At 75.1% G+C, this 19,990-nt stretch carries 21 protein-coding genes and 4 tRNA genes; 8 read left to right on the forward strand and 17 right to left on the reverse strand.

Going from position 1 to position 19,990, the window contains the following annotated elements; translation table 11 throughout:
* Positions 1-36 precede the first annotated feature (36 nt).
* On the reverse strand, positions 37-1,098 hold the full coding sequence (ruvB, locus tag ACRYRX_RS07060; protein WP_432511133.1) for a Holliday junction branch migration DNA helicase RuvB: 1,062 nt from the start codon (positions 1,096-1,098) through the stop codon (positions 37-39).
* Positions 1,098-1,721 (reverse strand): Holliday junction branch migration protein RuvA, encoded by a 624-nt coding sequence (ruvA, locus tag ACRYRX_RS07065; protein WP_432511134.1) that lies wholly within the window; start codon positions 1,719-1,721, stop codon positions 1,098-1,100. The genes ruvB and ruvA overlap by 1 nt, the downstream gene beginning before the upstream one ends.
* 108 nt (positions 1,722-1,829) lie before the next feature.
* On the opposite strand from ruvA, the gene ACRYRX_RS07070 reads away from it, so the two are divergent.
* Positions 1,830-2,555, forward strand: a complete 726-nt coding sequence (locus tag ACRYRX_RS07070; protein ID WP_432511135.1) for a dienelactone hydrolase family protein — start codon at positions 1,830-1,832, stop codon at positions 2,553-2,555.
* Here the strand turns inward: ACRYRX_RS07070 and ruvC are convergent.
* The 4 genes from ruvC to ACRYRX_RS07090 are packed head-to-tail and all read right to left on the reverse strand — an operon-like array spanning position 2,468 to position 5,661.
* Positions 2,468-3,088: a crossover junction endodeoxyribonuclease RuvC gene (ruvC, locus tag ACRYRX_RS07075; RefSeq protein ID WP_432511136.1), complete on the reverse strand. Its 621-nt coding sequence runs from the start codon at positions 3,086-3,088 to the stop codon at positions 2,468-2,470. The two genes, ACRYRX_RS07070 and ruvC, sit on opposite strands and share 88 nt — an antisense overlap.
* 58 nt (positions 3,089-3,146) lie before the next feature.
* Positions 3,147-3,908: a YebC/PmpR family DNA-binding transcriptional regulator gene (locus ACRYRX_RS07080; protein WP_432511137.1), complete on the reverse strand. Its 762-nt coding sequence runs from the start codon at positions 3,906-3,908 to the stop codon at positions 3,147-3,149.
* Between the two features lie 54 nt (positions 3,909-3,962).
* The gene (gene pdxT / locus ACRYRX_RS07085; protein WP_432511138.1) at positions 3,963-4,580 is read right to left on the reverse strand and encodes a pyridoxal 5'-phosphate synthase glutaminase subunit PdxT; all 618 of its coding nucleotides are present in this window, start codon (positions 4,578-4,580) and stop codon (positions 3,963-3,965) included.
* Between the two features lie 28 nt (positions 4,581-4,608).
* Complete coding sequence (locus tag ACRYRX_RS07090; protein ID WP_432511139.1) at positions 4,609-5,661, reverse strand: Lrp/AsnC ligand binding domain-containing protein; 1,053 nt, start codon at positions 5,659-5,661, stop codon at positions 4,609-4,611.
* Positions 5,662-5,818: 157 nt separating this feature from the next.
* Between ACRYRX_RS07090 and ACRYRX_RS07095 the strand changes: the two genes are divergently transcribed.
* Complete coding sequence (locus ACRYRX_RS07095; protein WP_432511140.1) at positions 5,819-7,381, forward strand: AbgT family transporter; 1,563 nt, start codon at positions 5,819-5,821, stop codon at positions 7,379-7,381.
* 35 nt (positions 7,382-7,416) lie between these two features.
* Positions 7,417-8,682, forward strand: coding sequence for an amidohydrolase (locus tag ACRYRX_RS07100; RefSeq protein ID WP_432511141.1), 1,266 nt, complete (start codon positions 7,417-7,419; stop codon positions 8,680-8,682).
* Between the two features lie 18 nt (positions 8,683-8,700).
* On the opposite strand, the gene ACRYRX_RS07105 is transcribed toward ACRYRX_RS07100, so the two are convergent.
* The 11 genes from ACRYRX_RS07105 to ACRYRX_RS07155 form a co-directional block, all read right to left on the reverse strand.
* A complete protein-coding gene (locus tag ACRYRX_RS07105; RefSeq protein WP_432511142.1) occupies positions 8,701-9,222 on the reverse strand; it encodes an NUDIX hydrolase in 522 nt (173 codons plus the stop codon).
* A complete protein-coding gene (gene pdxS, locus ACRYRX_RS07110; protein WP_432511143.1) occupies positions 9,219-10,172 on the reverse strand; it encodes a pyridoxal 5'-phosphate synthase lyase subunit PdxS in 954 nt (317 codons plus the stop codon). Before pdxS ends, ACRYRX_RS07105 begins: the two co-directional genes overlap by 4 nt.
* Before the next feature lies 1 nt (position 10,173).
* On the reverse strand, positions 10,174-10,731 hold the full coding sequence (locus tag ACRYRX_RS07115) for a hypothetical protein (RefSeq protein ID WP_432511144.1): 558 nt from the start codon (positions 10,729-10,731) through the stop codon (positions 10,174-10,176).
* Complete coding sequence (locus ACRYRX_RS07120; RefSeq protein ID WP_432511145.1) at positions 10,728-11,858, reverse strand: glycosyltransferase family 4 protein; 1,131 nt, start codon at positions 11,856-11,858, stop codon at positions 10,728-10,730. The genes ACRYRX_RS07115 and ACRYRX_RS07120 overlap by 4 nt, the downstream gene beginning before the upstream one ends.
* Positions 11,859-11,860: 2 nt before the next feature.
* Positions 11,861-12,781: a phosphatidylinositol mannoside acyltransferase gene (locus tag ACRYRX_RS07125; protein ID WP_432511146.1), complete on the reverse strand. Its 921-nt coding sequence runs from the start codon at positions 12,779-12,781 to the stop codon at positions 11,861-11,863.
* Complete coding sequence (pgsA, locus tag ACRYRX_RS07130) at positions 12,778-13,401, reverse strand: phosphatidylinositol phosphate synthase (protein ID WP_432511147.1); 624 nt, start codon at positions 13,399-13,401, stop codon at positions 12,778-12,780. The genes ACRYRX_RS07125 and pgsA overlap by 4 nt, the downstream gene beginning before the upstream one ends.
* Before the next feature lie 18 nt (positions 13,402-13,419).
* On the reverse strand, positions 13,420-13,971 hold the full coding sequence (locus ACRYRX_RS07135) for an HIT family protein (protein ID WP_432511148.1): 552 nt from the start codon (positions 13,969-13,971) through the stop codon (positions 13,420-13,422).
* Between the two features lies 1 nt (position 13,972).
* Positions 13,973-15,943 (reverse strand): threonine--tRNA ligase, encoded by a 1,971-nt coding sequence (thrS, locus tag ACRYRX_RS07140; protein WP_432511149.1) that lies wholly within the window; start codon positions 15,941-15,943, stop codon positions 13,973-13,975.
* Positions 15,944-15,985: 42 nt separating this feature from the next.
* Complete coding sequence (locus ACRYRX_RS07145) at positions 15,986-16,549, reverse strand: MOSC N-terminal beta barrel domain-containing protein (protein ID WP_432511150.1); 564 nt, start codon at positions 16,547-16,549, stop codon at positions 15,986-15,988.
* Positions 16,550-16,566: 17 nt separating this feature from the next.
* A tRNA-Val gene (locus ACRYRX_RS07150) sits at positions 16,567-16,638 on the reverse strand.
* An 88-nt stretch (positions 16,639-16,726) separates the two neighbouring features.
* On the reverse strand, positions 16,727-17,341 hold the full coding sequence (locus ACRYRX_RS07155) for a TIGR02611 family protein (RefSeq protein ID WP_432511151.1): 615 nt from the start codon (positions 17,339-17,341) through the stop codon (positions 16,727-16,729).
* A 309-nt stretch (positions 17,342-17,650) separates the two neighbouring features.
* On the opposite strand from ACRYRX_RS07155, the gene ACRYRX_RS07160 reads away from it, so the two are divergent.
* The 5 genes from ACRYRX_RS07160 to ACRYRX_RS07180 all read left to right on the forward strand — a co-directional run bounded on the left by ACRYRX_RS07160 (position 17,651) and on the right by ACRYRX_RS07180 (position 19,990).
* Entirely contained in the window at positions 17,651-18,079 is a 429-nt protein-coding gene (locus ACRYRX_RS07160; RefSeq protein ID WP_432511152.1) for an SsgA family sporulation/cell division regulator, read from the forward strand.
* A gap of 243 nt (positions 18,080-18,322) precedes the next feature.
* A tRNA-Gly gene (locus tag ACRYRX_RS07165) sits at positions 18,323-18,395 on the forward strand.
* 32 nt (positions 18,396-18,427) lie between these two features.
* Positions 18,428-18,501: transfer RNA gene (locus ACRYRX_RS07170), tRNA-Cys, on the forward strand.
* A 34-nt stretch (positions 18,502-18,535) separates the two neighbouring features.
* Positions 18,536-18,610: transfer RNA gene (locus tag ACRYRX_RS07175), tRNA-Val, on the forward strand.
* Between the two features lie 456 nt (positions 18,611-19,066).
* Positions 19,067-19,990, forward strand: coding sequence for a hypothetical protein (locus ACRYRX_RS07180; protein WP_432511153.1), 924 nt, complete (start codon positions 19,067-19,069; stop codon positions 19,988-19,990).

The following is a 19,990-nucleotide window of genomic DNA, read 5'->3' on the forward strand; positions in this document are numbered from 1 at the left end:
CCCGCGCGGGACCGACTCGCCCGAGGAGTCTAGGGGTCACCCGGTCGGCCCCGGCGGATCCTCGTCGTCCAGGGCGGGTTGCCACGCCGAACCCGCCGCGTCCGGCGGCGGGGTCAGCCCCAGGTGCGCCCACGTCTGCGGCAGGGCGATCCGCCCGCGCGGGGACCGGCCCAGCAGCCCCTCGCGCACCAGGAACGGCTCGGCGACCGTCTCGACGGTCTCGGCCTCCTCGCCCACGACGACGGCCAGCGTCGACAGGCCCACCGGCCCCCCGCCGAAGCGGCGGCACAGGGCGTCCAGGACGGCGCGGTCGAGCCGGTCCAGGCCGCGCTCGTCGACCTCGTACACCGCCAGCGCGGCCCGCGCGGCCGCGCGGTCGACGATCCCGGACCCCCGCACCTGGGCCCAGTCCCGCACCCGCCGCAGCAGCCGGTTGGCGATGCGCGGCGTCCCGCGCGAGCGGCGGCCGATCTCGGCGGCCCCCTCGGCCGTCAGCTGCACCCCCAGCAGGGACGCGCTGCGGCGCAGCACCTGCACCAGCTCCTCGGCGGTGTAGAAGTCGAGGTACCCGGTGAAGCCGAACCGGTCGCGCAGCGGCGCCGGCAGCAGCCCCACCCGCGTCGTGGCCCCCACCAGGGTGAAGCGCGGCAGCTCCAGCGGGATCGCCGTCGCGCCCGGCCCCTTGCCCACGACGACGTCGACCCGGAAGTCCTCCATCGCGATGTAGAGCATCTCCTCGGCCGGGCGCGCCATCCGGTGGATCTCGTCGAGGAACAGGACCTCGCCCTCGTCCAGGGAGCTCAGCACGGCGGCCAGGTCCCCGGCGTGCTGGATCGCCGGCCCGCTGGACTGCCGCAGCGGCGCGCCCATCTCCTCGGCGACGATCATCGCCAGCGTCGTCTTGCCCAGCCCGGGCGGGCCGGAGAACAGGACGTGGTCGCTCGGCGCCCGGCGGGCCCGGGCCGCGTCCAGGACGAGGGACAGCTGCTCGCGCACGACCTTCTGCCCGACGAACTCGTCGAGGCCGTGCGGGCGCAGGGCGGACTCGGCGGCGCGCTCGCGCTCGTCGGCCCCCGTGGTCACCAGACGGTCCTCCATCAGCGGCCCGACAGGTGCCGCAGGGCCGCCCGCAGCGTGGCGGCGACGTCGAGGTCGGCCGGGGAGTCCCCGTCCGGGCCACCGTCCGGGCCGCCGAGCACGACGTCGACGACGTCGCCGGCCTGCTTGAGCGGGTACCCCAGGCCGACCAGCGCCTCGACGACCTGGTCCTTGCGCGCGTCACCGGTCGGGACGGCCGCCTGCGCCGGGGCCGCGCCCGAGGGCGGGCCCAGCCGGTCGCCCAGCTCCAGGCAGATGCGCTGCGCGGTCTTCTTCCCGATGCCGGGGACCCGCACGAGGGCCGCGTGGTCCTCGGCGGCCACGGCCGCGCGGATCCCGTCGGGGCGGTGGACGGCGAGCATCGCCAGCGCCATCTTCGGCCCGACGCCGGAGGCGGTCTGGACGATCTCGAAGACCTCCTTCTCGTCGGCGTCGGCGAACCCGAACAGCGTCAGGGAGTCCTCGCGCACCACCAGGGTGGTGTGCAGCAGCGCCTCCTCACCGACGCGCAGACCGGCCAGGGTCGCCGGGGCGGCCAGGACGAACATGCCGACCCCCCCGACCTCCACGACCGCGGAGTCCAGCCGCACCGCGAGCACCTGCCCGCGCACCGACGCGATCACCACACCTCCAGGGACGAACGAGCACGAACACGTGTACGAGAGGCTAGACGCCCCCGCCGACACGACCCCCCAGGCGCGCCGCCGCGGCGCCGGGTGCAGAGTGCGACCGTGAGCCACGAGCAGCACGAGAACCCGCGCCAGAACGTCACCTTCGACGCCCCGGGCACCGAGACCGGCCACGCCCACGGCTACCTGCGCACGCCCGCGTCCGGTGGCGGACCCGGCGTGATCGTCGTCCAGGAGTGGTGGGGCCTGACCGACCACGTCGTCGCCGTCGTCGACCGCCTCGCCGCCGAGGGGTTCGTCGCGCTGGCCCCGGACCTGTACGGCGGCCGCACGACCCACGACTCCGCCGAGGCGGCGCGGTTCCTGGCCGAGCTGCCGCCCGAACGCGCGGCCCGCGACCTGGCCGGCGCCGTGACGTACCTGCTCGAGCGGCCGGAGACCACGTCGGCCGCGGTCGGTGCCGTGGGCTTCTGCATGGGCGGTGCGTTCGTCCTGACGCTGGCCGCGCAGCAGGGCGAGCGGATCGGCGCGGCCGTCCCCTGGTACGGCGTCCCCGGCCCGGACACCGACTACTCCGGGCTGCGGGCCGCGGTGCTGGGCCACTACGGCCAGGAGGACACCTCCGTCCCGCTCGAGGCCGTCCACGCCACCGCGCAGCGGATCCGGGAGCAGGCCGGGGTCGAGGTGACGGTGCACGAGTACCCCGCCCCGCACGCGTTCTACAACGACGAGCGGCCCAGCTACCGGCGGGAGTCGGCCGAGCTGGCCTGGGAGCGGACGACGACGTTCCTGCGCGGGCGCCTGGCGGCCGCCTCGGCCTCGGCGTAGGCGTTCCGGCGCCCCGTCACGAGCGCGCCGTGGGCGGCGGCCTCCAGCCGGGAGGTCCCACCCCCGCGCCACAGGTGGCACAGCGCCAGGGCCAGGGCGTCGGCCGCGTCGGCCGGTCGCGGGGGCGCGTCGAGGCCGAGGATGCGGGTGACCATGACGGTGACCTGCTCCTTGTCGGCGCGCCCGTTGCCGGTGACGGCGGCCTTGACCTCGCTGGGGGTGTGCATCGCCACGGGCAGCCCGCGGCGGGCGGCCGCCACCAGCACCAGCCCCGCGGCCTGCGCGGTCCCCATCACCGAGCGCACGTTGGACTGCGCGAAGACCCGCTCGACGGCCACGACGTCGGGGCGGTGCTCGTCCAGCCAGGACTCCAGCCCCTCGCTGATCGCCAGCAGCCGCGCCTCGACGGGGTCCGTCGCCGGGGTGCGGACGACCCCCACGCCGACCATCGCGGCCCGCCGGCCCGTCGCGACGGTGTCGACCACCCCGATCCCGCAACGGGTCAGCCCGGGGTCGACCGCCAAGACGCGCACGGCCCCCACGATGGCACGAAGCCGTCGTGGGGGCCGTGACCGGTCCTCGCCCGCAGCGTCAGGCGTCCTCGAGGGCCGCCAGGACGTCGTCGGAGACGTCGTAGTTCGCGTAGACGTTCTGCACGTCGTCGCAGTCGTCGAGGGCGTCGATGAGCCGGAACACCTTCGCGGCGCCCTCGGCGTCCAGCGGGACCTGCACGCTGGGGACGAAGCTGTTGTCGGCCGAGTCGTACTCGATGCCGGCCTCCTTCAGCGCGTCGCGGACCGCGCCGAGGTCGGTGGCCTCGCTGACGACCTCGAAGGTGTCGCCCTGGTCGGTGACCTCCTCGGCCCCGGCCTCCAGGACCGCGGTGAGCACGTCGTCCTCGGTGAGGTTGGTGCCCTCCTTGCCGACGACCACGACGCCCTTGCGGCTGAACATGTACGCGACCGACCCCGGGTCGGCCAGCGAGCCGCCGTTGCGGGTCATCGCGGTGCGGACCTCCATGGCGGCCCGGTTCTTGTTGTCGGTCAGGCACTCGACGAGCAGCGCGACGCCGTTGGGGCCGTAGCCCTCGTACGTGATGGTCTGCCAGTCGGCACCGCCGGCCTCGGCCCCGGAGCCGCGCTTGACGGCGCGGTCGATGTTGTCGGCCGGCACCGAGGTCTTCTTCGCCTTCTGGATGGCGTCGTAGAGCGTCGGGTTGCCGGCCGGGTCGCCGCCGCCGGTGCGGGCCGCGACCTCGATGTTCTTGATGAGCCGAGCGAAGCTCTTGGCGCGCTTGGCGTCGACGACGGCCTTCTTGTGCTTGGTCGTCGCCCACTTGGAGTGGCCGGACATGTGCTTCCCTCCGCCTCGCTGAAACCTGGCCGTTCGAAAAACGTGTGTGCCCGTTCAGAGGCGCTGCTGCACCATCGCCACGAAGTGGCGGTGCACCCGGTCGTCCCCGGTGATCTCCGGGTGGAACGACGTGGCCAGCAGGGCGCCCTGCCGCACGGCGACGATCCTACCCGCGGCGGGCCCGGCGCCCAGTCGGCCGACCACCTCGACGTCCGGCCCGGCCTCCTCGACCCACGGGGCGCGGATGAAGACGGCGTCCACGGGCGGCCCCGCCCCGGTGATCCCGGCCAGTTCCAGGTCCTCCTCCCAGGAGTCCACCTGGCGGCCGAAGGCGTTGCGGCGCACGGTGACGTCGAGGCCGCCCAGCGTCTGCTGGTCGCGCGCACCGTCCAGCAGGCGGTCGGCCAGCAGGATCATCCCCGCGCACGACCCGTACACCGGCAGGCCGTCGGCGATCCGGGCGCGCAGGGGCTCGCGCAGCTCGAAGACGCGCAGCAGCCGGTCGATCGTCGTCGACTCACCGCCGGGCAGGACCAGCCCGTCGACGTCCTCCAGCTCCGAGCGCCGCCGGACGCGCACCGCGCGCGCCCCGCCGGCCTCCAGCGCGGCCACGTGCTCGCGCACGTCGCCCTGCAGGGCCAGGACGCCGACGGTGGGGTGCGGTGCGCTCACCGCGGCAGCGTAGGGGCTGGGCGGGTCCTCACCAGCTCCCCCCGCCCAGCAGGGCCGTGGGGACCGCCCGCACGCGGCGCCCGTCCTCCAGCAGGGCCCCCATGCGCTTCAGGCTGGACAGCACGACGGAGCGGTCGACCACCTCCAGCTCCGGTTCGAGCGCGGCGAGCCGGTGCTCGATGGCCTGCAGGTGGGACATGCCGCGCAGCCACACGGTGAGGTGCAGGTTGACGCTGCCGGCCACGACGGTGCACGAGCGGGCCTCGGGCAGCCCGGCGCCGAACTCCGTCCCGTCGTCCCACGCCCCGGCGGCCAGCTCGCTGAGCCGGGCCGCGGGCAGCCGGCACCACAGGACCCCGGCCATCGGCCAGCCCGCCTCGGGGGCGGACACCTCGCAGCGGACGGTCACCGCGGGTGAGCGCAGGACGCGCGCCAGGTCGCGGCGCACGGTGCTCAGGCTGGAGCGCGTCCCGTCGCCCTCGTCGCGCAGGCGCTCCTGCAGCTCGGTCGCGGTGACGCGACCGTCCACGGTCAGCGCCGCCACCACCCGCTCGTCGAACGGGGCCGGGCGCGCCCCCGGGGACGGGGGCGGCGGGGCCGCCTCGCGCAGCCGCCGGCGCTGCTGCGGGTCCAGCGTCCCCAGCCGCCACGTGCTGCCGTGCCGGACCGGTCGCAGCACCGGCAGCGCCCGCTGCCGCACGACCCCGGGCAGCGAGCCGATCCGCTCGCCGAGGTAGCGCTCCAGGGAGGCCGCCCCGTCGGTGCGCAGCAGCAGCAGGACGTCGTAGTCGCCGGTGATGGAGTGGACGGTGAGCACCTGGTGGTCCTCGGCGAGGTCGCGCGCGACCCGCTGGACCTGCCCGGGCCGGCAGCGGACCTGCACGTGCGTCAGGGCCATCTCCTCCAGCGCCCGCGCCGAGGGCACCAGGGCCGTCCACGCCCGGCCGGTGGACTCCAGCCGCTGCCAGCGCCGCGCCAGCGAGGCCGGGGACCGGTCCAGCACCTCCCCCAGCTGCACCCAGCTGGCGCGCGGGGCGATCTGCAGCGCCTCCACCAGTTCCAGGTCGGCTTCGCTCAACACGACCCGATCCGCCTCCCGACCGCCGTTGCGTGGCACTATCCGCCACTTCGGGCCCCGAGACTGCCACGACCCGCAGGGTGGGTCGTCACCAGCCGCGGCGGCCACCGCTCGTGGCCGTCCTCCCCGCGCCCTGCGCCCCCGACCCCCGAGGAGCCCCGTGTCCGCGTCCACGACCGCGCGTCCCTCGCCCGCCGCACGCGCCTTCGACCGCGTCCTGCGCGGCATCGAGCGGGCCGGCAACGCCCTGCCGCACCCGTTCTTCCTGTTCTGCTACCTGTTCGCGGCGATCGCGCTGGTCTCCAGCGCGATGGCGTGGGCGGGAGCCACCGTCACCGTGCCCGGCAGCGACGAGGTCCTGCCCGTGCAGGGGTTCCTGTCCACCGACGGCGTCCTGTGGCTGCTGTCGAGCTTCGCGACGAACTTCTCCTCCTTCCCGCCGTTCGGCACCGTGCTGATGATGCTGATGGCCGTCGGCGTCGCGGAGCGGTCCGGGCTGCTGGGGGCGGCGGTGACCGCCGTCTTCGGCCGCGCCCCGCGCCGCGTCGTGCCCTACGCCGTCGCGCTGGTCGCCTGCCAGGGGCACGTCATGAGCGACGTCGCCACCATCGTGCTGCCGCCGCTGGCCGCGCTGGTGTTCCTGAAGGCGGGCCGGCACCCGGTGGCCGGGATGATCGGCACCTTCGCCTGCGTCGTGGCCGGGTACTCCGGCGGCGTGCTGGTCGGCGTCCTGGACACGCTGCTGTACGGCATCACCGTCGAGGCCGCCTCGGTGCTGCCCGGTGCGGACGTGTCGGACCTGAACGTCCTCATGAACATCGCCTTCACCGCCACCTCGGGGGTCGTGCTGGGTCTGCTGGGCGGCTTCCTCATCGACCGCGTCCTCGAACCGCGCCTGGGGGCCTTCGACGCGGCCGCCTCGACCGCGGCCACCGACGACCTCGGCAGCCTGCGCCTGGAACCGGCGCAGCGCCGCGGCCTGCTGGCGACCGTGGCCGTCCTCGTCGTCTACCTCGGCGGCCTGGCGCTCGCGTGGCTGTGGCCGGGCAGCCCCCTGCAGGGCGAGGGCGGCACCCTGGTGCCCTCCCCGCTGCTGAGCGGGGTCATCCCGGTGATCTTCGGCGCGTTCCTGCTCGCCGGGATCGTCTACGGGGTGGTCGCGGGGACGCTGCCCGGGCGCGACGCGCTGCCGGCGGTCATGGCCGAGTCGGTGAAGACCATGGCCGGCTACGTCGTCCTCATCTTCGTCATCGCCCAGGCCATCGCCCTGTTCAGCTGGTCCAACCTCGGGTCCTGGCTCGCCGTCGAGGGGGCCGCGCTGCTGGAGTCGGTGGGGCTGACGGGGTTCACCGCCGTCGTGCTGTTCGTGCTGCTGGTGTTCACGCTGAACCTCGTCATCACGTCCGGGTCGGCGTTGTGGTCGCTGGTCGCCCCGGTGTTCGTGCCGGCGTTCATGCTGCTCGGCTACGACCCGGCGCTGACGCAGGCCGCGTTCCGCATCGGCGACTCGGCGTCCTCCCCGCTGAGCCCGCTCAACCCCTACCTGGTGATCCTGCTGACCCTCGTCCAGCGCTGGGAACCGGGGGCGAAGCTGGGGACGGTGATGTCGCGCATGGCGGTGTTCGTGCTGCCCTTCCTCGTCGTGTGGCTGGTGGTCCTCGGCCTGTTCTTCGCCTTCGACCTGCCCCTGGGCCCCGGCGGTCCGATCCGCCTGCCCGAGTGACCCGAGCGACCCCGACCGATCTGGAGACGACCACCGTGAACCGCGACGACCTCGTGCGGCTGCGCCGCGACCTGCACCGCCACGCCGAACCGGGCTTCTGCGAGATCCGCACCGCGTGGCGGGTGGAGACCGAGCTCGCCGGGCTGCCGCTGACGCTGCGCACCGGGGCGGAGGCGATGGACCTGGGCGACGTGTCCGGCTACCCCGACGCCGCCGAGCGCGCCAGCTGGGCCGAGCGGGCCGTGGCCGCCGGCACCCCCGCCGACCGCGCCGCGTTCTTCCGCGACCACGGCACCGCCCTGGTCGCCGAGATCACCGGGGACCGGCCCGGCCCGGTGTGGGGGCTGCGCTGCGACCTCGACGCCCTGGGCGTCACCGAGTCCACCGCCGCGCACCACCGGCCGCAGCGGGAGGGTTTCGGGTCCACGACGGGCCGGATGCACGCCTGCGGGCACGACGCGCACACCGCGATCGGGGTGGGCCTGCTGCACCGGCTGGCCGACCGCGACTTCCCCGGCACCCTGCGCCTGGTGTTCCAGCCCGCCGAGGAAGGGGTGCGCGGCGCTCGGCCGATGGTCGCCGCGGGCGTCGTGGCCGGGGTCGACCGGATGCTCGCCGTGCACGTGGGCCTGGACCTGCCGGTGGGCACCGTCGTCGGCGGCGCCACGGGGGCGCTGGCCACGACGAAGTTCGCGGTGGAGTTCACCGGGGAGGCCGCGCACGCCGCCGCTGCGCCGGAGCGGGGGCGCAACGCGCTGGCCGCCGCCGCGAGCGCGACGCTGACCCTGCTGGGCCTGCCCCGCCACAGCGCCGGGGAGACCCGCGTCAACGTCGGCACCCTGCACGCCGGGGGCGGGGCGAACATCGTGCCCGCGAGCGCCCGGCTGACCTTCGAGGTCCGCGGCAGCACCGACCGCGCCCACGAGGACCTGCGGGACGGGGCGTTGCGGGCCGTGCGCGGTGCGGCGGCGACCTACGGCGTGGACGTGGCCGTGGAGGTCACCGGTGCGGCGGCCGGCACCGTGCCCGACGACGCGGTGATCGACCTGGTGGAGCTGGCGGTGGAGGACGCCCCGGAGACGGCCGGGCACGTCCTGGAGTTCCGCCGCACGCACACCATGTCCGGCAGCGACGACGCGACGCTGTTCATGCGGCAGGTGCAGGACGCCGGCGGGACGGCCGCGTACGTGCTGGTGGGCGGGGGCAACCCCGGCCCGCACCACCACGCCGAGTTCGACGTCGACGAGGACTGCCTCGTGGTGGCCGTGGACGTGCTGGAGCGGCTGGTGCGTCGCGGCTGACCGGGCGCGGGCCGGGGGTCACTCGACGGTGAGCGGTTCCCCGGTCCAGACCGCGGGCAGCTGCGCCAGGAGCCGGGCCAGGTCGGGCGGGTAGTGCGTCACCGCCGCGGCGGTGAGCTCGGCGGGGGCCCACCACCGCCACCCGCTCACCGACGACCGCTCCAGGTCGGTCCACCCGGCGTCGTCCAGGGCGGTCGCGGCCGGCACGCGGTGGACGAAGAACTCCTCGTGCTGGCGGCAGGCGGCGCCGAGGAAGTCGAACTCCGCGGTGCGGACCCAGACCGGGCCGTCCAGGACGGCGGGGTCGACGACCAGGCCGGTCTCCTCGCGCAGTTCCCGGACGGCGGCCGCGCGGGCGTCCTCCCCCGGTCCGCGGCCCCCGCCGACGGTGAACCACCAGTCGGTGCCGGGGCGGGCGGGGTCGGTCCCGCGCAGCAGCAGGACGCGCCCGGCGTCGTCGAGCAGGACGACGCGGGACGCGCTGCGGGTGCGGCGGCCGTCGGGGCCGTGGCCCCACTCCGGGCCGAGGGGGTCGCTCACCAGCCGCGGGTGGCCAGCCGGTGCGGTTCGGGGATGGCCTCGACGTTGAGCCCGACCATGGCCTCGCCCAGGCCGCGCGAGACCTTGGCGATGACGTCGGGGTCGTCGTGGAACGTGGTCGCCTTGACGATGGCCTCGGCGCGCTGGGCGGGGTTGCCGGACTTGAAGATGCCGGAGCCGACGAACACGCCCTCGGCGCCCATCTGCATCATCATCGCCGCGTCGGCGGGGGTCGCGATGCCGCCGGCGGTGAACAGCACCACGGGCAGCTTCCCGGTCTCGGCGACCTCCTTGACCAGGTCGTAGGGGGCGCTCATCTCCTTGGCGGCGACGTAGAGCTCGTCGGGGTGCGTCGAGCGCAGCCGGTTGATCTCGGCGCGCAGGGTCCGCATGTGGGTCACCGCGTTGGAGACGTCACCGGTGCCGGCCTCGCCCTTGGAGCGGATCATCGCCGCGCCCTCGGTGATGCGCCGCAGCGCCTCCCCCAGGTTCGTCGCCCCGCACACGAACGGGACGGTGAACTCGTGCTTGTCGATGTGGTGGGTGTAGTCGGCCGGGGTGAGGACCTCGGACTCGTCGATGTAGTCGACGCCGAGGGACTGCAGCACCCGCGCCTCGACGAAGTGGCCGATGCGGGCCTTGGCCATGACGGGGATGGAGACGGCGTCGATGATCTGCTCGATCACGTCCGGGTCGGACATGCGCGAGACGCCGCCCTCGGCGCGGATGTCGGCGGGGACGCGCTCGAGGGCCATGACGGCCACGGCACCGGCGTCGGCGGCGATGCGGGCCTGCTCGGCGGTGACGACGTCCATGATGACGCCGCCCTTGAGCATCTCGGCCATCCCGCGCTTGACGCGGCTGGTCCCGACGCTGGGGCCGCTGGTCGTGCTGTCGGTGCTCACTGGGTCGTCGCCTCGCGATCGTCCGGACGGTTCAGGGGGCGTCATCCTACGACCCGGCGACGCCGCCGCCCCCACCGCGGAACTCGTCGAGGAAGTCGGCCGTTTCCGGCACCCGGGCCCGCCCGGCGAGGTGCGCCCAGCGCACGATCCGCTTGCCGCGCAACCGGCGCGTCTGCACGACGGCGTCGTTGTGGAACCGGCGGGCGAGCTCCACCCGGCGGGCCGCGTCGGCCACCCGGGCCAGTCCTGGCCCGTCGGCGGGGGGCAGCGCCGCGCCGAGGGCGCGGGTCAGGTCGCTCTCGGCCCGCCAGCGGTGGGCGTCGTCGGCGTCGCTGGCCTCCCGCAGCGCCGCGGGGGTGCGGGGGGCGTCGAGCGCGGCCGTGGCGGCGTCGGCCAGCACGAGGGCGGAGGCGGGGTCGAGCTCACCGGAGGTCGCGTACTCCAGGGCCGCGGCGGCCCGGCGGGTCAGCTCGGCGTCGAGGGCGGCCCGGCTGGTCTCCACGCGCCGGTGCAGCCGGTCCACGCGCTGGGCGGTCGCCGACAGCCACCCGGCCAGCGCGGCGAGCACGAGCAGCCCGGTCAGGGCCCAGACGAGCGCCGTCACCGGGCCCCCGCCGCGACGGTCTCGTAGACGGCCAGGACCTCCGAGGCCACGACGGACCAGTCGTAGCGGCCGGCGGCGACCTGCCCGGCCCGGGCGAGGCGGTCGCGGGCGGGCCGGTCGCGCAGCAGCGCCAGGACCGTCGCGGCGGCGGCCCGGGCGTTCCCGGACGCGAACAGGGCTCCGTGCGCCCCCTCGCCCAGGACCCGGCGGAAGGCGCCCAGGTCGGCGGCGGCGACGGCGACCCCGGCGGCCATGGCCTCCACCAGGACGATGCCGAAGCTCTCCCCGCCGGTGTGCGGGGCGAGGTAGACGTCGGCCCCGGCCAGCAGCGACTGCTTGGCGCGGTCGTCGACCGGACCGAGGAACTCCACGGCCCGCCGGTCGGCGGGGTCGGTCAGCAGCGCGCGGGCCGCCTCGACGTCCCCGCGGCCGGCCACCAGGAAGCGGGTGCCGGGCAGGGCGGCCCGCACGAGGGGCACGACCTCGCACAGCAGCGGCAGCCCCTTGCGGGGTTCGTCGAGCCGCCCGACGAAGGCGACGACGGGCGCGGTGGGGGTGCCGGTCCACTCCGGCCGCCGCGGGGCGCGCGCGAAGTCGCCGGTGAACACCCCGTTGGGGATGACGACGGCGTCGCCGCCGACGTGCTCGACCACGGTGCGCCGGGCGTCCTCGCTGACGGCGATGCGCGCCGAGATCTTCTCCAGGCTGGGCCGCAGCAGCGGGAACGCCGCCTGCATGGCCCGCGAGCGCAGGTTGGCGGTGTGGAAGGTGGCCACGAGGGGACCGCTGAGCTCGGGGGTGGCGGCCCACAGCGCCAGCAGGGAGGTGCTGGGCGAGAGCGGTTCGTGCACGTGCAGGACGTCGAACGCGCCGTCGGTGAGCCAGCGGCGCACCTTCGCCGCGGTCACCGGGCCGAACGAGAGCCGGGCCACGGACCCGTTGTAGGGCACGGCGACGACGCTGCCGCCGGGGTCGGCGAACGGCGGCAGCGTCGACTCGTCGTCGGCGGGGGCCAGGACGCGGACGTGGTGCCCGAGCCCGATGAGGTGCTCGGCGAGGTCGCGGACGTGGAACTGCACGCCCCCGGGGACGTCGAAGGCGTACGGGCAGACGATGCCGATGCGCACCGTCAGCGCTCCGGGCCGGCGGGGACGAGGGGCTGCAGGACGTGCCACTCGTCGGGGTGGGCCCGCACGGCGGCGGCGATCTCGTCGGCGCAGCGCTGCGTCAGGGTCGCCACGGCCCGCCGCCGGTGCTCGCGGGTGCTCTCCCCCGGTGCCGGGGCGGGGACGGGGACCTCGGGGCGGAAGTCGACGACGAGCACCCGCTCACCGTCGCGGATCTCGTGGAACACGCCGACGGGCACCAGCGCGGCCCCGGTCGCGACGGCGAGCGTGGCGGGTCCGGCGGCCATCGACACGCGCTCGCCGAGGAAGTCGACGGGCACCCCGGTGGCGGACAGGTCGCGGTCGGCCAGCAGCGCCGTGAACGCCCCGGCCCGCAGCCGGCGCAGCAGCGTCGGGAAGGTCGCGGGGTCGCCCAGCGGCAGGACCTCCATCCCGAGGGAGCGGCGGAAGGCCAGGAACTCCTGGTACACCGCCTCGGGCTCGAGCCGCTCGGCGACGGTGACGACGGGGGCCAGGTCGAACGTCGCCCAGGCCGCGGCGTGGTCCCAGTTGCCCAGGTGCCCCAGGAAGCAGACGACCCCGCGGCCGGAGCCGAGCGTGGCGCGCACCCGCTCGGCGCCCCGGGCGCGGACGGTCCCGGTGATCCGCTCCGGCGACCAGGACGGCAGCCGGAAGACGTCCAGCCAGTACCGCGCGTAGCTGCGGAGCCCGTCGCGGACGAGGGCGTCGAGCTCGGCGGCCGTGGCCTGCGGGCGGGCGCGGGCGAGGTTGCGGCGCAGCTGGCGCACCCGGGGCCCGCCGCGGGCGGCGACGGTGTCGGCGAGGCGGGCGGTGGCCGCGACGGCGAGGGGTTCGGGCAGGGCGCGCGTCAGGCGCCAGCCCAGCCGGAAGCCCGCGGTGGTGAGCCGGTCGCGCGCGCTCACGCGTCGGCGGCGGGGGCGGCCAGCGCCTGGCGCCGCACGGTCGTCATGCGCTGGGCGACGGTGACGAGGCTGGCGAGCGCGAGCAGGCCGAGGATGACCTGCAGGAACGGCAGCGGGACCCCGAGGCCGACGAAGCCGGCGCCGACGAGGACCGCGACGATCCGTTCGCCGCGTTCGGCGATGCCGACGTTCGCGGTGTGGCCGAGCCCCTCGGCGCGGGCCTTGACGTAGGACACGACGCTGCCCAGGACGAGGCAGGCCAGGGCCAGCCCGGCGGTCAGGTCGCTGTCGCCGCCGCGGGCGAACCACACGACGAGCCCGGCGAAGATCGCACCGTCGGCGAACCGGTCCAGGCAGGAGTCCAGGTAGGCGCCCCAGTTCCCCGAACGCCCCCGGATGCGGGCCATCGTCCCGTCGATCGTGTCGGACAGCACGAAGACGGTGATGCCCAGCGATCCCCAGAAGAGGTGCCCGGTGGGGTACAGCACGAGCGCGCAGGCGACCACCCCGAGGGTCCCGACGATCGTGACCGCGTCGGGGGTGACCCCCAGCCGCAGCAGGAGGCGCGCCAGGGGGGTGAAGATCTTCGTGGCGAACGCGCGTGCGTACTTGTTGAGCATCGTCTCGAAGGGTAGGGCTCAGGCGATCGGGTCGGTGACCCACGCCTCGGCGAGTCGCGCCCGGGTGTCCTCGAGCAGTTCGGGCAGCGCCTTGGTGCGGCCGACGACGGGCAGGAAGTTCGCGTCGCCCTGCCAGCGGGGCACGACGTGCTGGTGCAGGTGCGCGGCGATGCCCGCCCCGGCGACGGCGCCCTGGTTGATGCCCAGGTTGAACCCGGCGGGGTTCGAGGCGGCCCGCAGGGTCAGGACGGCGGAACGGGTGAACGCCGTGAACTCGGCGAGCTCGGCGGCGTCGAGGTCGACGTAGGCCGAGACGTGCCGGTAGGGGCACACCATGAGGTGGCCGGGGTTGTACGGGAACAGGTTGAGGACGGCGAACACGTGCTCCCCGCGGTGCACGATCAGCCCGTCGGCGTCGGAGCGGCCGGGGGCCCGGCAGAACGGGCAGCTCCCGGCCTCGGCGTCGGCGGGTTTGTGCTCACCCTGGATGTACGCCATCCGGTGCGGGGTCCACAGCCGGCCGAACCCGTCGGGTTCGCCCGCGAAGTCCCCCGCGGGTTCGGTCCCCACCTCAGACCTGGACCCGGTCGCGCACCGCCGCGGCGATGCGTTCGACGGCGTCGGCGACGGGGACGCCGTTCTCCTGGCTGCCGTCGCGGAAGCGGAAGGACACCGCGCCGTTCTCGACGTCCTCGGCCCCGGCGATGAGCAGGAACGGGATCTTCTGCTTGGTCCAGGTGCGGATCTTCTTCGGCATCCGGTCGTCGGTGTCGTCGACCTCGACGCGGACCCCGGCGGCCCGCAGCTTGTCCGCCACCTCGAGCAGGTGCGGGACGTGCGCGTCGGCGACGGGGATGCCGACGACCTGGACGGGGGCCAGCCACGGGGGGAACGCGCCGGCGTAGTGCTCGACGAGCACCCCGAAGAACCGTTCCAGCGAGCCGAACTTCGCCGAGTGGATCATCACCGGCTGCTGCTTGGAGCCGTCGGTGGCGGTGTACTCCAGCTCGAACCGGGCGGGCTGGTTGAAGTCGTACTGGATGGTCGACATCTGCCAGGTGCGGCCGATGGCGTCCTTGGCCTGAACGGAGATCTTCGGGCCGTAGAACGCCGCGCCGCCGGGGTCGGCGACCAGTTCCAGGCCGGTCTCGCGGGCCGCGGTCTCCAGGACCTCGGTGGCCTTGGCCCACTCCTCGTCGGAGCCGATGAACTTGTCCGAGTCCCCGCGGGTGGACAGCTCGAGGTAGTAGTCGTCGAGGCCGAAGTCGCGCAGCAGCCCCAGGACGAAGTCCAGCAGGTGCTTGATCTCACCCGGCGCCTGCTCGGGCGTGACGTAGCTGTGCGAGTCGTCCTGGGTCAGCCCGCGCACCCGCGTCAGGCCGTGCACGACGCCGGACTTCTCGTACCGGTACACGGACCCGAACTCGAAGAACCGCAGCGGCAGCTCCCGGTAGGACCGGCCGCGCGAGCGGAAGATCAGGTTGTGCATCGGGCAGTTCATGGCCTTGAGGTAGTACTTCGAGTTCTCCAGCTCCATGCCGGGGAACATCGTGTCCTCGTAGTACGGCAGGTGCCCGGAGGTCTCGAAGAGGCCGCCCTTGGAGATGTGCGGCGTCCCGACGTAGGAGAAGCCCTCCTCGATGTGACGGCGGCGCACGTAGTCCTCCATCTCCCGCTTGACCACCCCGCCCTTGGGGTGGAACACGACGAGGCCGGAGCCGATCTCGTCGGGGAAGGAGAAGAGGTCCAGCTCGGCGCCCAGGCGCCGGTGGTCGCGGCGCTCGGCCTCGGCGACCCGCTCCTGGTAGGCCTTCAGCTCGTCCTTGGAGGGCCAGGCGGTGCCGTAGATGCGCTGCAGCTGCGGGTTCTTCTCGCTGCCGCGCCAGTAGGCGGCGGCGCTGCGCAGCAGGCTGAAGCCGTTGCCGACGAGCCGGGTGGTGGGGACGTGCGGGCCGCGGCACAGGTCGCTGAAGGCGACGGTGTCGTCGCGCCGGACGTTGTCGTAGATCGACAGGCCGCCCTCGCCGACCTCGGCGGAGGCGCCCTCGGCGGCCTCCCCGGCGCTGGACTTCAGCCCGATGAGCTCGAGCTTGAAGGGCTCGGCGGCCATCGCGGCCCGGGCCTGGTCGTCGGAGACGTCGCGGCGGACGAACCGCTGCCCCTCCTTGACGATGCGCTGCATCGTCTTCTCGATCGTCTTGAGGTCCTCGGGGGTGAAGGGCCGCTCGACGTCGAAGTCGAAGTAGAAGCCGTCGCGGATCGGCGGGCCGATGCCGAGCCTGGCCTCGGGGAAGTGCTGCTGGACGGCCTGGGCCATCACGTGCGCGGTGGAGTGCCGCAGGACGGCCAGGCCCTCGTCGGAGGACACCGGGACCCCCTCGACGACGTCCCCGTCGGCCAGGACGTGCGAGAGGTCGCGCAGCTCGCCGTTGACGCGGGCGACGACGACGTCCCGGTCCTCGGTGAACAGCTCGCCCGCCGTCGTGCCGGCGGCGACCTGCTGCGGCTCGCCGGAACGGGTGATGGACAGCTGGGCGGGCACCGCGGGCCTCCGGGGTTGGTCGGACGGGTCGACCGGACGACTCTAGCCGGGCCCGGCGGGCAGGAGTTCGGCGACGTCCCCGACCCGGACGGTGCCGGGCGTGCGCACCCGGGCGAACGCTCCCCCGCAGTGCCGGGGGACGGCCACGACCTCCAGGTGGACGGCCCCGACCCGCAGCCCGCGCCCGACCCAGTCCCCGGCCGGCGGCTCGTCGGGCCCGGGCAGGTCGAGGACGAGGTTGGCCCGGGAGGTGTCCCCCGCCCCGGCGGCGGCCCGTTGCCGCACGGTCACGACGTGGACGGCGGCGACCTGCCGGGCACCGCCGGGCACGGGCCCCACCACGGCCCCGGGGACGCCGAGGAAGTCCTCCAGCGGGACGTCGCCGGGGACGGCGAGCCGCGGGCCGGCCGGGGAGGGCACGGGCGTCAGCCGGGCCAGGGCCGGGTGCCGCTTGGCGGCGAGGACGTCGCCGGCGGCGTCGAGCACCGCGAAGGCGCGGTCACCGTCCAGGCCGTCGGGACCGACGGGCGCCGACGGGGGGAAGAGCCCCCGGGTGGACTTCACGGGGAAGAGGCCGATCTCGCGCAGGGTTCCGGTGACGGACACCCCGCGATTGTGCTGGGTGGGCGATACTGGGTTCGAACCAGTGACCCCTTCGGTGTGAACGAAGTGCTCTACCACTGAGCTAATCGCCCGGTCGTCGCGCTGAACGCGACCGGCCTGAGAACCATACCGGACCCGGGGCCGTGCTCACGACCACGCAGGTCCGCGGGCCCTCGGGCGTCACAGCCCCGGGACCCAGCGCAGCTGGGCGGTGACGACCTCCGGCGTCCAGCTCGGCAGCCCCTGCCAGGCGAGGTACCCCCAGACCAGCGCGGCCCCCCCGGCGGCGGCCCCCGTCCCCAGGGCGGCGCGGGTGGCCAGGGACCGCCGCGCGATCCACCGGGTCCAGCGGTGCACCTGGCGCTCCCCGAAGCGCTTGAGGCGCTGCGCGGAGGAGAACTCCGTCCCCAGGACCGCCAGCCCCATGAACACCACCAGCCACCCCGGACCGGGCAGCGGGACCAGCGCCAGCCCCACGACGACGACCAGGGAGCCGAGGGCGCCGACCACCGCGCGGTACACGCGGTTGCGGTGGGCGTCGGCGCGGATGCGCTCGCGGCGGGCGTGCAGCGCCGCCCGGGCCCGGCGCACGCGGTGCTGGTGGGGGGTCAGCGCGGCCGCCTCGCCGGCCGTCTCGCCGGCCGCCCCGCCGGGCGCCTCGCCACCCACCTCCCCGCGCACCCGCGCGGGTGCCGCGGGAGGGTCGGGCAACGCCCCGCCCCCGGGGGCCACCGGGTCCTCACCGGACCGCTCCACGGCGTCCCCGGCGCCCCTCGCGTCGTGCGTGTCGTGCACAGCTCGCACCCCGTGCTCCCGTCCACCGCGGGCCCGGCGACCGCCCACCGGTCGCGTCCCGCCGTCCTCGTCGTCGGGGTGTCCAACGACCGACGGGGGCCGGACGCTCCCGGCGGATGTGCAGGTTTCGGGGACGCCGGACCGGCCGCCGCGCCCGCCCGGCACACCCCGCCGAACGCCGGGGGAACCGACGGCGACGCGCCGACGTCCGAGTTGCGTCGTTCGAGTGTTTCAAGAGCCGCATCGGTGGGAAACTCGTCAACACGGTCGCTGGAGCCCGTCAGCGGCCATGAGCACACGGAGGTCGACGTGCCTGCACTGCCGCACCGCAAGACCGAGGTCGACGTCGACGTGTCCTTGCGGCTCCGGACCACCAGCGGTCCGGGACTCCCCGTCCCCGCCAGCCTCCACTACGGAGCTGACGACCCGTACGCCATCCACGCGGTCTTCCGCGGTGGCGACGCCGACGTGGAGTGGGTCTTCGCTCGGGACCTGTTGAGGGAGGGGCTGACCGCACCCGCCGGCACCGGAGACGTGCAGGTGCGGCCGTGCCCGGAGTCCCCCGACGGTCGCCCGCGCACCCTGCTGCGCCTGTCGTCCCCGGACGGCAACGCGGAGCTGGAGGCCGACGAGGCCGACGTGCGGCGCTTCCTGCGCCGCGCCGACGCCCTGGTGCCCCCCGGCCGGGAGAGCCGCCACCTGGACCTGGACGAGCTGATCGCCCGCCTGGTGTCCTGACCCGACGACGCGACGTGCCCCGACGGGCCCGTCCCGGCACCGAGGCCGGGGCGGGCCCGTCGTCGTCCCGGCCGGGCCGGGCGTCCCGGCTCCCCTCAGCCGCCACCGGGGGTGTTGCGCCGCAACGGTTCCCCGCGGTCCGCCCGCGCCGGCCGGGAGGGGATTTGGCCGAGCCGGGGATGTCGGCTAATGTTTTCAACGCCACGGGGAACCGGCCGGAAACGGCGGGGGAACGCGGGGCACGCGGACGTAGCGCAGTTGGTAGCGCATAACCTTGCCAAGGTTAGGGTCGCCGGTTCGAGTCCGGTCGTCCGCTCGGGGGTTCGGCTTGCCGGGCACGAGCTTCACGGTGGAGTGGCCGAGAGGTTAGGCAGCGGCCTGCAAAGCCGTCCACACGGGTTCGAATCCCGTCTCCACCTCCACTCGGTCCTGGGTAGCTCCCAGGACGGAGGACGAGGGCGATTGGCGCAGCGGTAGCGCGCTTCCCTGACACGGAAGAGGTCACTGGTTCGATCCCAGTATCGCCCACCACCCCCCGAGAGGGCCGGGTCCGACAACGGACCCGGCCCTCTCGTCGTTCCCGGGGACAGTCCCCCTCACGCACGGCATCCACTCGTCGCACCCTCACGCAACGTGAGGAACGGACGGTGACGAGTCGTCACTCACGTGGCGGATCCGCTTGCGGCTCAACGGGTTAACGAATCCGTAACGAGGCCGTGGGCGCGACGCCGAGTACGTACTGTGACGTCCATGCCGTCCCCCTCCCAGCGCCCGACAGCTCGGGAGTCACACGGTCCGCGTGCACCGGGTCCGAGCCTCCCCCCAGGTCCGCGGTGCAGGCTGCGCCCGTGACCTCGCGCTCGCCGGCGCCGGTCCCGGCCGCGCCGCCCCCCGCGCCGCCGGGCCCCTCGCCCGCCGGCCGCGGCCGCACCACCCGCTGACCGACAGGCACCACCCCACCGATCCCGACCCGAGGAGTCCTCTGCCGTGCGCGCGCTCGACCTGGTCCGTCTCGTCTCCACCGGTGCCCCGCACCGCCACGGCCCCGAGGACGGCGGTCCGCGCCCCGCACGGGTCCGGGACGGCCTGGGCGCGGCCGCCCGGTTCGTGCGCGAGGACCTGCCGCGCCGGCTCGCCGAGCGCACCTCCGAGGCCGCCCTGGCGACCTTCCTGACCGACTACGTCGCCGACCGCGAGGAGAAGGCGGCCGACGGCAGCGGGCACGCCCTGCGGTTCGCCGCCCGCAACCCCGTGACCACCGCCGCGGCAGTCGGGGCGGTCCTGCGGCTGCCGCGGATCCCGGCGGTCCTGGGTGACGGCCCGGCCGGGCGGGTGCTGCGCTCGACGCTGCTCACCCGCCACCTGGGCGGCCTGACCGTGGCCTCCACCGGGGTCGCGGTGCTCGACGTCCCGGCCGACGGGGCGGACTACGTCGTCGGCGCCAACCGCCAGACGCTGCGCCGCAAGGTCCGCGCGGCGCAGAAGAAGGGCGTCGGGTACCGCTTCGTCGACGACCCGGCCGAGCGCCGGGCCCTGGTCGAGCGCGCCAACGCCGCCGAGCAGGTCCACGCCGACGCGCAGTACCGCAACGCCGCCCCCGACAACTCCGACCTCCTCGAGCACGACCTGTGGATCGTCGCCACCGACGCCGACGGCGAGCCGATCATGCTGTCCGTCACCCCGGTGGACGGCGAGTGGGCGCTGCTGCGGTACTTCCGCACGCTGGGGGCCTCCCCCGCGCACAGCGACGCGCGCTACCTGCTCATGCCGGTGCTCGTGCAGGCCCTCGCCGAGCGCGGCGTCCGCTACCTGACCGACTCCACCCCACCGCCGCAGCTGTCGAACGGCCTGCGGCACTTCCAGCGCATGGTCGGCTACCGCTACTCGCGGGTGGCCCTGCCGCGCCGCTGA

It is taken from the genome of Kineococcus lubricus, from assembly GCF_050871965.1.
Classification (GTDB): Bacteria; Actinomycetota; Actinomycetes; order Actinomycetales; family Kineococcaceae; genus Kineococcus.

What these genes read in the sequence shown, in the direction of transcription:
- ruvB (WP_432511133.1), bottom strand. Translation starts at nt 1,098, where the DNA reads ATGGAGGACCGTCTGGTGACCACGGGGGCCGACGAGCGCGAGCGCGCC.
- ACRYRX_RS07080 (WP_432511137.1), bottom strand. Translation starts at nt 3,908, where the DNA reads ATGTCCGGCCACTCCAAGTGGGCGACGACCAAGCACAAGAAGGCCGTC.
- pdxS (WP_432511143.1), bottom strand. Translation starts at nt 10,172, where the DNA reads ATGACGCCCCCTGAACCGTCCGGACGATCGCGAGGCGACGACCCAGTG.
- pgsA (WP_432511147.1), bottom strand. Translation starts at nt 13,401, where the DNA reads ATGCTCAACAAGTACGCACGCGCGTTCGCCACGAAGATCTTCACCCCC.